This is a genomic window from Thermodesulfobacteriota bacterium, assembly GCA_040753795.1.
Taxonomy (GTDB): Bacteria; Desulfobacterota; Desulfobacteria; order Desulfobacterales; family Desulfosudaceae; genus JBFMDX01.
Window position 1 is genome coordinate 131,699 of sequence record JBFMDX010000010.1, and the last position, 10,988, is coordinate 142,686.

Here is a 10,988-nt window from a genome sequence, read left to right on the forward strand (position 1 = left end):
TGGTTATCGTTTGACCGGGTTGTTGCAACCCTCCCCCCGTTTTCCCAGCACGGTATACCAGATCTCGTCATTATTCCATACTTTTATAATTTCAGCCGATAATTCGTTTAGCCGCGCGATGATTTTCCTGGCCGGTGTCCGCAGCAGGCCGGACAGGATAAACCAGCGGCAGCCGGAAAAAACAGGCGTTTCGATGATCGCCTCCATTACCTCGCAATGGATGTTGGCCATCAACAGGTCCGCCGGGTGATAAGCCGGCTCCAGGGCGGACCCTTTCATGATCAATACCCGGTCATCGACGTTGTTGAGCCGGACATTGTGCCGGGCGGTTTCCACCGCCAGCTGATTGTTGTCGACGCCGATGACCCGGGCGACGCCCCGCATGGCCGCGGCCACGGCCAGCAGGCCGGTTCCAGTGCCGATGTCGATGGCCGTTTCGATTTTCCGGTTACTATAATAACATATCAGCGACAGGGCTTCAAGGCAGTCGTGAGTGGTGGCATGAAACCCGCTGCCGAATACCAGCCCCGGATCCAGAATCAGGGGAATATGGTCCGCCGTCTCGTCCGGTGTTTCCCAGGGCGGGAAAATGGAAAGCCCCCCGGCCTTCAGGGGGAACCCCTCCACGGGCTGCCATTCCTGATAGGGCATGTCAAACCGGTCGACCAGGGAAAGCGTCGGACGCTCCATCAGAAAACGCCGCATTTCCTCTTCCGCCGGAGCCGAGAAGAATAGAAAAGAGCAGTCTTCTTCTTCCCAGTTGCCGGCAAAGCGCGGGCCCAGATCAGCCCGGCGCGCATCGGCCCTGCCGTTCAAATAATAAATGAAGATATGATCGCCGGGCACCAGCCGGGCCGGGAGATCGTTTTTAGATGATGGCGCAACGGTGCAGGCCGTGCGGTTCATATGATCCGGTCGAATATTTTATAAGCGGCGACAATGGCCGGGTTATCTCGGGGCAATTCCACGGTGGGCCGGCCTTCCAGGTCATAGGTGTAGACCATGTCATCGGCCGGGATAGTGCCGGCCAGGGTCAGCCCGCTTTCGGCGATGATGGCCCTGACTTCTTCGGACGGTTCCTCCCGGACCTGGTTGATGATCAGGCAGGCCTTTTCAAAACCGATGTTAAGATGCCGGGCCAGGTCGTAAATCCGGATGGCCGCCTGCAGGCCGCGGCGGGACGAATCAGATACGATCAGCAGGACATCCACGTTCCGGGTGGTCAGGCGGCTGATGTGTTCCATGCCGGCTTCGTTGTCCATGACGATCCAGGGGTAATTGTCCGCCAGCTTTTCCAGGAAATTGGTCAGGAGGGTATTGGCGGCGCAGTAGCAGCCGGTCCCTTCGGGCTGGCCCATGACAATCAGGTCATAACCGTCGGCTTCGGCCACGGCTTCTTCCATTTTCATGGAAATAAAGATATCCTTGGTCATGCCGGCCGGAACCACCCCTTTTTTCATCTCCTCCCGGGCCTGCCCCAGGGTTCCCGCCACCTTCAGCCCCAGCACTTCGTTAAGGTTGGCGTTGGAATCCGCGTCTACCGCCAGTATCGGCGTTTTCCCTTTGTCCATTAAATAGCCGATCAGCATTCCCGCGACCGTGGTCTTGCCCGTGCCGCCTTTGCCGGCCAGTGCTATTGAAAAAGCCATGTTGTCCATCCTTATGTTTTGCCTCGTTAATCAACCGAAAATTGACCATAATATGGAAAACGCCATTATTCAAGAGAGAATTTTCCATGAAATTTTGTATATTAGAAGAAAATGTGCTATTTCACCCGTCAGATTGGAACGGCTGTTTTATGCCGGGTGAGAGGCGGGTAGACGGTACTTCGGCGGTCGAAAATGACCGTTTTGCCGTTATGATTACGATGTCAAAGAAAGAAGATCGGCGTTATGGAAATAAAAACGGATTTTCTGGTGATCGGCAGTGGTATCGCCGGGCTGAAGTTCGCGCTGCTGGCGGCGGAAGCCGGCACGGTCAGCATCGTCACGAAAAAGGGGGTGGATGACAGCAGCACCAACCGGGCCCAGGGCGGCATCGCGGCGGTGATCAGCGGGCTGGATTCCTTTGAGTCGCATATAAGAGACACCCTGGCTTCCGGAGACGGTCTCTGCAACCGGGAGGTGGTGAATATGGTCGTCCGGCAGGGACCGGACGCGGTTATGGACCTGGCGTCACTGGGTATCCAGTTTACAAAAATAGGCCCGGCCGGCGACGGCCTGGACCTGGGCCGGGAAGGGGGCCATTCCCACAACCGCATCGTTCACGCCCGGGACCTGACGGGGCGGGAAATCGAACAGGCCCTGGTCCGTCAGGCCATAGCGCACCCGAACATCACCATTTACGAGGATCATATCGCCGTCGACCTGATCACCCATTCCACCCGGGTCAAGAAAGGGCCGGTGGTTCAGACCCGGGAGGTTTATTGCTGCGGCGCTTATGTCCTTGACATCAAGAACGATCGGGTCAACACCTTTAACGCCCTGGTCACGCTTCTGGCCACCGGCGGGGCGGGCAAGGTCTACGCCTATACCAGCAACCCCGACATTGCCACCGGCGACGGCATCGCCATGGCCCACCGGGCCGGCGGCACGGTCGCCAACCTGGAATTCATGCAGTTCCATCCGACCTGCCTGTTTCATCCGGCCGCGAAAAATTTTCTGATTTCCGAAGCCGTTCGAGGGGAGGGTGCCCTGCTGCTCAATTCCGCCGGCGAGGCGTTCATGAAAAATTATGATTCGGCCGGGGAGCTGGCCTGCCGGGACGTGGTCGCCCGGGCCATTGACACGGAGATCAAGAGACGGGGCGACGACTGCGTCTACCTGGACATCTCCCATCGCAAACCGGATTTTATCAAGGATCGTTTTCCCCATTTATACGAGCGCTGCCTCAAGTACGGCATTGACATGACCACTGACCCCGTACCGGTGGTTCCCGCGGCCCATTACATGTGCGGCGGGGTGGTGACGGACATGTGGGGGCGGACCAGCATCTCCCGGCTCTATGCCGTGGGTGAGGCCGCCTGCACCGGGTTGCACGGCGCCAACCGCCTGGCCAGCAATTCCCTGCTGGAGGCCGTGGTTTTCGCTAACCGGGCGGTGGACTGCGCCATCCGGGAACTGAAGGGCCTGCCCCGGAGGGACAATGATCTGCCGGTATGGGACGAGGCGGGCACGACCGACAGCAATGAGGCCATTACCGTCTCCCAGAACTGGGATGAAATCCGGCTGTTCATGTGGAATTATGTCGGTATCGTCCGTTCCGACAAACGACTGAAACGGGCCAAGAACCGTATCGACCTGATCAAGGCGGAGATCAAGGAATATTACTGGAACTTCCGGGTGACGGCCGATCTGCTGGAACTGCGAAACATCGCCACGGTGGCGGACCTGATCATCACCTGCGCCATGATGAGAAAAGAGAGCCGGGGACTTCATTACAATATTGATTACAATTTCAAGGACGATGTCAACGGGCTTAAGGATACGGTGATCACCGCCGGGGATATTTGAGCTTTTTCAGCCGGTAACGGAATTTTTTCCGCTTGACGGCCGGTGTCAAACGGTCTATTGACATCCAGCCTTTGCGTATTATTTTATTGAATTAATTTCTATATAAGTGGAGCGGTATGGCGGACAAGAGAGATTATTACGAAATCCTGGGGGTTTCCAGGGAGTGCACGGAAGTAGAACTGAAAAAGTGCTACCGCCAGATCGCCCTGAAATACCATCCCGACAAGAACCCCGGCGATAAAGAAGCCGAAGAGGTGTTCAAAGAGGCGTCGGAGGCATACAGCGTTCTGTGCGATCCGGAGAAGCGCCGCATTTACGACCAGTTCGGCCATGCCGGGTTAAACGGCATGGGCGGCGGTCACGGCGCCGGGTTTGAGGATATCTTTTCCAGCTTCGGGGATATTTTCGAGGATTTTTTCGGGTTCGGCGGCGGCCGACGTTCTTCCCGGCGGGCGAGGCGCGGAAACGACCTGCGGTACGATCTGACCGTTGATTTCATGGAGGCCGCCTTCGGCCATGAAACCGAAATAGATCTGGAAAAACTGGCCCCGTGCTCCAAGTGCGAAGGCACCGGTTGCAAGCCGGGCACCCAGCCGGAAACCTGCCGACAATGCAACGGCACCGGCCAGATGACCCGGTCCCAGGGGTTTTTCATGGTAAAAACGACCTGTTCCGCCTGCCGGGGAAGCGGGCGGCATATCGCCTCTCCCTGTCCCAAGTGCAAGGGCCGGGGCCAGGAAATGCTCAAAAAAAAGGTCACGCTGAAAATCCCGGCCGGAGTGGATAACGGCTCCAAGCTGCGGCTGACCGGGGAGGGCGAACCCGGTGACAGGGACGCGCCTCCGGGCGACCTGTATGTTTTCATCAATGTCCGGCCGCATAAGTTTTTTCAGAGAAACGGCAACGACGTCATTTGTCTGATGGAACTATCCTTTGTCCAGGCGGCCCTGGGCGACACCATCATGGTACCTACCCTGACCGGAGAAAAACCTCTGGAAATCCCCAAAGGCACCCAGTACGGAGATACCTTCCGGTTCGCCGGCGAGGGCATCCCATCCCTGCGCGGCAAACACCGGGGGGATCAGATCATCCAGGTCGATGTTCGCACGCCGGTCAACCTGAACAGGAAGCAGGAGGAGCTGCTGCGGGAGTTCTCTTCCTGCGAGAGCGAGAAGTTTTCCAACAAGTTGCGGAACCTGTTGAAAAAAAGCGCCGGTTCCCGTTAACCCGGATGAAAAGGAAAACAAGCATGTTTGAATTGAAAGTCGTTACTGATTTCGCGGCCGCCCACCGGCTGGCCATGGTTACGGATAAATGCGAAAATCTGCATGGCCATAACTGGAAAGTGGAAGTGCACGTGGCCGGCGAACAGTTAAACAGCGCCGGCGTGCTGATCGATTTCGGCGAGATCAAGGCGCATATCCGGGGAATTGTCGGGGAACTGGACCATAAGTATTTAAACGATCTGGATTTCTTTCAGGGCAATCCCTCCTCGGAACGGATCGCCGTTCACATCGCCGACCGTCTGGCCGCGCTGCTGCCCGGCGGCAATATCCGTGTCTCCCGGGTGGCGGTGTGGGAGTCCCATGACGCCTGCGCCACTTATACCCCGGGAAAACGGGAGACGGCGTTTTGATTATTCAGCAGTCCGGAGAAGTCGTTCCCGGTTTTCACGTTCTTTATCCGATTGACGTTCCCGTCTTCCTTCTGGACGGCGATCATCCCGTCCTGTTCGATGCCGGGTTTTCCTGCCTGGCCCGGATGTACGAAGGGCAGATCCGGAGGATCCTGGAGGACCGCGACCCCGCCTGGTGCTGCCTGACCCATTCCCATTTTGATCACCTGGGCGCGGCCCCGTATTTCAAGAAACGGTTTCCCGGCCTGGCGGTCTGCGCCCACGAGAAGGCGGGCGATGTTCTGCGGCGGGAATCCGCCGTGGAGCGGATCCGCATGCTCAACGTCGCCGGTGCCGCCTCGGTGGCCGCCTACGGCGTCGAGATCGGGGACAGCGAACCGTTTGAATCCTTCACCCTTGACCGGGCCCTGAAGGCGGGGGACGAGATCACGGTCGCGGAAGGATTGACGGTGCGCGTTTATGAAACCCCGGGTCACACCCGGGACTGCCTGAGCTACTATATTCCGGAAAAGAAAATGCTGATCGCCTCCGAGGCCCTGGGCATACCGGACTACACCGGCTACGTGTTCACGGATTTTCTGGTGGGCTATGATCTCTATCTGGATTCCATGAAGTCGCTGAAGGATCTTGAGGTGGACGTGCTGTGCTTCGGGCATACCTATGTATACACCGGGGAAGATGCCCGGGGCCATATTGCGCGGGCCATGCGGTCCGCGGAGCAGTTCTTCAGCCTGGTGGCGGACTTGTCAACGGAAGAAAAAGGCGATATCGAGCGCATCAAGCAGCGGGTCCGGGCCATCGAGTACGACTGCAAGACTGGATCCAAACAGCCGGAGCCGGCCTATCTGCTGAACCTGGAAGCCAGGATACTGGCAGTTCAGCGGCGCCTGTCCCCCGGGGCGTAATACGCTTTCCTGATTTCACACTCCCTGAACCCGGTGAAAAATGTGTTTTGGATAAAGAAAACTTCAGCAGTTCTACGCCATTAAGGAGGCACTATGACCAGGGCGGAACGTCTGGTGATTCTCGATTTCATCAAGGCCTTCAGTTGCTCCTATGCCATGACCCGCAACCTGGGAGAACAGTTGGACGTGGCAACGGACAAAGAACTTCTCCAGGCGGTCGGTGGCTTGAGTTCCGGGATCAGCACCATGGGGGATACCTGCGGCGTGGTGAACGGCGGTACGATCATTCTCGGGAAAAAGTTTCCCGATCTTTCTCCGGAACGATTTTACGCGACGAGCAACACGTTTTTCAGGCAACTGGAAGAACGGGTCAACACGCCCAACTGCGGCCTGGTTCACGGCGGCAGCCATCTGACGCGCAATTTCCGGCGGGCGATTCTGACCGGCACGGCCCTGAAATGTATGGCCATTCTGAAAAACGGTACCGACGTCCTGACCACGCTGTCGACGCATGTCAGCCGGGGTGAGTTCCCGTTCCTTGAGTCCCGGGACATGCACGCTTTTCAAACCATGGCCGATCATTTTCACTCATCCGGTTTTCACTGCGCCGGGAGCGTCATCGAGTCGGTCCATGAACGGACGGGACTTAATATTGATCCTATCCGCGAGGCCGCGCGGGGTTTTGTCGGCGGTATCGGGCTGAATGGAACCGTTTGCGGGGCGCTGATCGGCGGGGTGCTGTGCATGGGGCTTCAGGAGTCGGTCGACCTGCGGGCTTCGGGATACGCCGATACCCTTCGGCTGATTATTTTCGGGCTCATCAAGAATGACCGGGTGTTTCAGGACGAAAAACGGTTTCAGCCGGCCCGTTTGTATGACCGATGCAAGACCCTCTATCAGAACATTCAACGGCGCTTCGGCGGCCCTCATTGCCGTGAAATTGTTTCCTGTGCTCTGGATACGCGTGAAGGGGCGGAGCGATATACCCGGATCGGACGGCTGGCTGAGTGCCGGAAAATAGCCGATTTCGTGGCTGAATCGGTTAGCGGCTGACGCGACCGGTTCCGCCATGAAAAAAAGCGCGCCGCAACCGGACGCAATTGTGATTGAACCCGGGTCGTTTCCCATGGTATGGTTACAAGAAATGGGCAAGAAGTGGGGATAGTATACGTAATTATTCAATAAATAAAGTAGGGATGTTCCGGAAGATCCGGAAGAATTACGTATACTCTACCCGGATCAGGAAATAATGAGCAACTTATCGGTCAATATCGGCGGGGTAAGACTGGCCAATCCGGTCATGACCGCTTCGGGTACCTTCGGCTACGGCCGGGAGTTTGAGCCTTTTCTGGACCTGAACCGCCTGGGCGGCATCATCGTCAAAGGCATATCGCTCAAACCATCCGCCGGGAATCCGCCGCCCCGGATCGTGGAGACCGCCTGCGGCATGCTCAATGCCATCGGCCTGGAAAATGTCGGGCTGGAGGCCTTTGTCAGCGACAAACTCCCGTTTTTGAAAACCCTCTCCTGTCGCGTTTTCGTCAATATTTATGGCCGCGAGGTGGAGGATTACGCCGCCCTGGCCGAAGCCCTGGATGGCGTGGAAGGGATCAGCGGGCTGGAAATCAACATCTCCTGTCCCAACGTCAAGGCCGGCGGCATCGCCTTCGGCGTGGATCCGGCATCGGCCGCGAAGGTGGTGGCCGCGGTCCGGAAACGGACGGCCTATCATTTGATGGTCAAGCTCTCCCCCAACGTCAGCGACATCGCGGCCATTGCCCGGAGCGTGGCCGACTCCGGGGCCGACGCCGTGTCCCTGATCAATACCCTGACCGGCATGGCGGTGGATATCCGCACCCGGCGGCCGAAGCTGGCCAACATCACCGGCGGCCTGTCCGGTCCGGCCATCAAACCGGTGGCCCTGCGCATGGTCTGGGAAACCGCCCGCAAGGTCGGCATCCCGGTGATCGGCATCGGCGGCATCATGACCACCGAGGACGCCCTGGAGTTTCTCATTGCCGGCGCCACGGCCGTTCAGGTGGGTACGGCCAGTTTCATCAATCCCCGGGCCGCCGTGGACATTATCGACGGCATCGACCGGTATCTGTCCGACAACGGCATCGCCTCGGTGAACGATATCATCGGCTCCCTGGAGACGTAGGCCTGTCATAAAACAGATGCTCTCCCGTTGCCGGCGGCGCTAACAACTACTCTGTTTTTAAAATTCCAGGCAAATACCCGGTTATCCGAAAATCAAGTTTATAGGGTAGCTCTAAAAATTAGGATTATGGATCGAGGTCAAGGCGCGCGAACGGCGGGCATCAGCAGCCGCTGCTTTTTGCGGTCTGCTGAATGCTCTTTTTCGCCAATTTGATTTTATTGATGTGATGACATGTATTCAGTAACGGCTTGACTCAAAAGCCCCGAACGTGTTTCTCCATGCTTCTTGGCAAAATAATCTACAGAATTCAATAACCTTTCCGGCATGGTGATATTGATTCTTTTTGATTTAAGGGACAATTTACTTAGATCGACGTCAACGATTGCCCAGATACCGTTTTGAAATTCTTTTTTGTTTTTATGCTTTTCAATGGTGGTGGCAACTGGGATAGGCTCAGAATCAAGTAGAATACCCTCGATATGGCATTCTGCGGCTTCTTGGGCATTTGCTAAAGCCTCTTCGATTGTGTCACCTGCAGAAAAACAGCCCGGTAAGTCAGGAAAAGTAACGCCATAATCTGAATTTTTGTCTTTATGGATTACAACTGGGAATTTCATAGTTTTACCTCCATTGCCAACCAGCCTGTCGGTAAATATTTCGAAGAGTCCCAACAGGGAGGTCTTTCTTGGGGTGGGGAACGTCTGCAGCCAATGGGAGCCAGGGCTTCCACTGACTGTTTTAAAGATGGTTAAAGTCCAATTGTCCCCGAAATTTCAAAACCCGAGTGCCCTGGCGATCCATTGGGCTGCTTGGTTAGCTGTAGTTTTCCATTAATAAAGTTTCCAGTTCATCGAATTCTTCAAGACGTTGTTTAGCAGTACTCCTTGCACATATATCATCGGACTTTGCCGCTTGTTTGTACATCTTCCGGGCTTTTTTTGGATCTTTGGGCAAGACCTTTCCAAGAATATGAAAATCTGCAAGATGAATTAAGCAGTTTGGTTCTCCGAGGGCTACACCTTTTTCGTACCACATTACTGCTCGCTCAAGAAATTCTGGTTCATCTTCTGCACGATCTTCCCAATGTTCAGCAATACGTAAAGCAGCTAAGCTGTGGCCACGGTCTGCAGCATCATAAAGATACTTCAACCCTTTTTCTTCGTCCATGGGCACGGGTTGCTGATTTAAAATTTCAGTAGAGTATCCGTTATTGCCCATACCTCCTGCGATATAACAGTAACCAAGGATGTAAGTGGCTTCGAGGTGCCCGAGTTCAGCTGCTCGTTTAAGAAATTGAAAAGCTTTTTTTCGATCAAAAGGGCCACCTTGACCATGAGCTAACATCATGTATGCTAAGTGCATAGCGTCTGGGTTGTCGAGCTCAGCTGCTTGGACAATAAGTTCACGTCCCTTTTTTTCATCTCTCCGGGCACCCCTTCCAAGCAAATATTGTGTACCCTGTCTCAACAACTCATTACTTTTTTCAGCTTGTTGTTTCATTCTCGAGTTTTATAACGGCGGCAGCCAATGGGAGCCAGGGCTTCCTCTGACTGTCTTAAAGATGGTTAATGTTTAGTTTCCCTCAAAATTTCAAAATCCGCAGCCCTGGCGATCCTTTGAGCTGCCTGGTTGTGCTTCGATCACCGGTTATTCAAACAATTTGTTTTATTAAAACCCAAGAGCATATTATTGCTCCGAGGATTTTCAAAAATGTCGCGTTGACTTTAAAAGCCCAAGGAAAAATTACCCAGTTCAGATTATACATGAAAGCCAAAATATTACTTGCCACAATATGTAAGGCACCAAATATGAAAACTGCGACAGCGCCGTGATATTCACCAGGAATATTTAAAACAAATCCAAATTGTGTTGCGATGAACAAAACCGCAAATATAATTATATAAATTAATTCATACCAATGTTTCGGCTTTAACCCAGAAAGTAATATCCCAAATTTTTCTTCAGCCTTCATATATTCTGTATTTTTTGAAGCACAACGTCTTCAACCAAAGGGCGCCAGGGCTTCCACCGACTGACTTCAAGATGGATAAGTTCAATTCAACACAACTGTTCAACAAGCCTGCCCTGGCGATCCTTTTGCGCTGAATTGTTGGACACTTTGTTTATTTTTACAGATCGAATTTCCAACACTCTGTCTTTGTCATCGATAACTATAACAAGGTCGTCACTGTAAGGACCAAATAGACGAAACTTAAAAGGGAAGAAGAAGGGTGGTTCTTTCAAAAAAGCATTTTTCCAGTCAAAAATAGATCCGTAAACAAGTTCCTTGTGCTGACGCTCTGACCCGAAAAGGTGCTTTGATCCTTTTGGGAACGTGACGCACGGTTCTCCGATAGTTGAAATAACGGACTGCAATGTATCCCCGATGTAGATTGATGCAGCTTTTGTTCTTATTTTTTTCACACGGTATGCGTCAAGAGAGGTTCCCACTGTTAGAAAGAGCACGAGTGCAATAAACAAGAAAGATACGATCTTTAAAACAATTTTGATCGTCTTTTTCATGTTATGTGTCCAACGTCTTCAGCCAGAGGGCGCCAGGGCTTTCTCCGACTGACTTAAAGATGGTTAAAAGTTTAATTCCCCCAGTTGCTCAAAACCCGAGTGCCCTGGCGATCCTTACTGCGCTGAATTGTTGAACGAAGCCGCTTCGCGGCGGAATAATTAAAAGCGTATACTCCTGCCCGTGCTCAATTATGGGCGCCCCTACGAAAGGAGTATACCATGGAAAACGCTGAAGTAAACCGTTTCAACCG

Annotated in this window: 12 protein-coding genes and 1 pseudogene; 6 read left to right on the forward strand and 7 right to left on the reverse strand. The window is 54.1% G+C overall.

Annotated elements, in window-relative coordinates; all coding sequences use genetic code 11:
- Positions 1-3: 3 nt before the first annotated feature.
- Together AB1724_13010 and AB1724_13015 are read right to left on the reverse strand one after the other, a co-directional pair.
- The gene (locus AB1724_13010; GenBank protein MEW6078729.1) at positions 4-906 is read right to left on the reverse strand and encodes a 50S ribosomal protein L11 methyltransferase; all 903 of its coding nucleotides are present in this window, start codon (positions 904-906) and stop codon (positions 4-6) included.
- Positions 903-1,649 carry an AAA family ATPase gene (locus tag AB1724_13015; protein ID MEW6078730.1) on the reverse strand — a complete coding sequence of 249 codons (747 nt, stop codon included), beginning with the start codon at positions 1,647-1,649 and terminating at the stop codon, positions 903-905. Before AB1724_13015 ends, AB1724_13010 begins: the two co-directional genes overlap by 4 nt.
- 243 nt (positions 1,650-1,892) lie before the next feature.
- Here AB1724_13015 and nadB point away from each other — a divergent pair, with 243 nt between their 5' ends.
- The 6 genes from nadB to AB1724_13045 all read left to right on the forward strand — a co-directional run bounded on the left by nadB (position 1,893) and on the right by AB1724_13045 (position 8,214).
- Positions 1,893-3,512 carry an L-aspartate oxidase gene (gene nadB, locus AB1724_13020; GenBank protein ID MEW6078731.1) on the forward strand — a complete coding sequence of 540 codons (1,620 nt, stop codon included), beginning with the start codon at positions 1,893-1,895 and terminating at the stop codon, positions 3,510-3,512.
- Positions 3,513-3,628: 116 nt separating this feature from the next.
- The gene (dnaJ, locus tag AB1724_13025) at positions 3,629-4,738 is read left to right on the forward strand and encodes a molecular chaperone DnaJ (GenBank protein ID MEW6078732.1); all 1,110 of its coding nucleotides are present in this window, start codon (positions 3,629-3,631) and stop codon (positions 4,736-4,738) included.
- A 23-nt stretch (positions 4,739-4,761) separates the two neighbouring features.
- A complete protein-coding gene (gene queD / locus AB1724_13030) occupies positions 4,762-5,148 on the forward strand; it encodes a 6-carboxytetrahydropterin synthase QueD (protein ID MEW6078733.1) in 387 nt (128 codons plus the stop codon).
- Positions 5,145-6,053 (forward strand): MBL fold metallo-hydrolase, encoded by a 909-nt coding sequence (locus AB1724_13035; GenBank protein ID MEW6078734.1) that lies wholly within the window; start codon positions 5,145-5,147, stop codon positions 6,051-6,053. Before queD ends, AB1724_13035 begins: the two co-directional genes overlap by 4 nt.
- A 93-nt stretch (positions 6,054-6,146) precedes the next feature.
- Positions 6,147-7,106 carry a C-GCAxxG-C-C family protein gene (locus AB1724_13040; protein MEW6078735.1) on the forward strand — a complete coding sequence of 320 codons (960 nt, stop codon included), beginning with the start codon at positions 6,147-6,149 and terminating at the stop codon, positions 7,104-7,106.
- Between the two features lie 196 nt (positions 7,107-7,302).
- On the forward strand, positions 7,303-8,214 hold the full coding sequence (locus AB1724_13045; protein MEW6078736.1) for a dihydroorotate dehydrogenase: 912 nt from the start codon (positions 7,303-7,305) through the stop codon (positions 8,212-8,214).
- A gap of 215 nt (positions 8,215-8,429) precedes the next feature.
- Here AB1724_13045 and AB1724_13050 read toward each other — a convergent pair whose 3' ends face one another.
- The 5 genes and pseudogenes from AB1724_13050 to AB1724_13070 form a co-directional block, all read right to left on the reverse strand.
- Positions 8,430-8,831: a type II toxin-antitoxin system HicB family antitoxin gene (locus tag AB1724_13050; protein ID MEW6078737.1), complete on the reverse strand. Its 402-nt coding sequence runs from the start codon at positions 8,829-8,831 to the stop codon at positions 8,430-8,432.
- Positions 8,832-8,835: 4 nt separating this feature from the next.
- Positions 8,836-8,913, reverse strand: a pseudogene (locus AB1724_13055) (type II toxin-antitoxin system HicA family toxin).
- A gap of 114 nt (positions 8,914-9,027) precedes the next feature.
- Positions 9,028-9,714, reverse strand: coding sequence for a tetratricopeptide repeat protein (locus tag AB1724_13060; GenBank protein MEW6078738.1), 687 nt, complete (start codon positions 9,712-9,714; stop codon positions 9,028-9,030).
- 151 nt (positions 9,715-9,865) lie between these two features.
- The gene (locus tag AB1724_13065) at positions 9,866-10,186 is read right to left on the reverse strand and encodes a hypothetical protein (protein MEW6078739.1); all 321 of its coding nucleotides are present in this window, start codon (positions 10,184-10,186) and stop codon (positions 9,866-9,868) included.
- 86 nt (positions 10,187-10,272) lie between these two features.
- Entirely contained in the window at positions 10,273-10,737 is a 465-nt protein-coding gene (locus tag AB1724_13070; protein MEW6078740.1) for a hypothetical protein, read from the reverse strand.
- Positions 10,738-10,988: the final 251 nt, after the last annotated feature.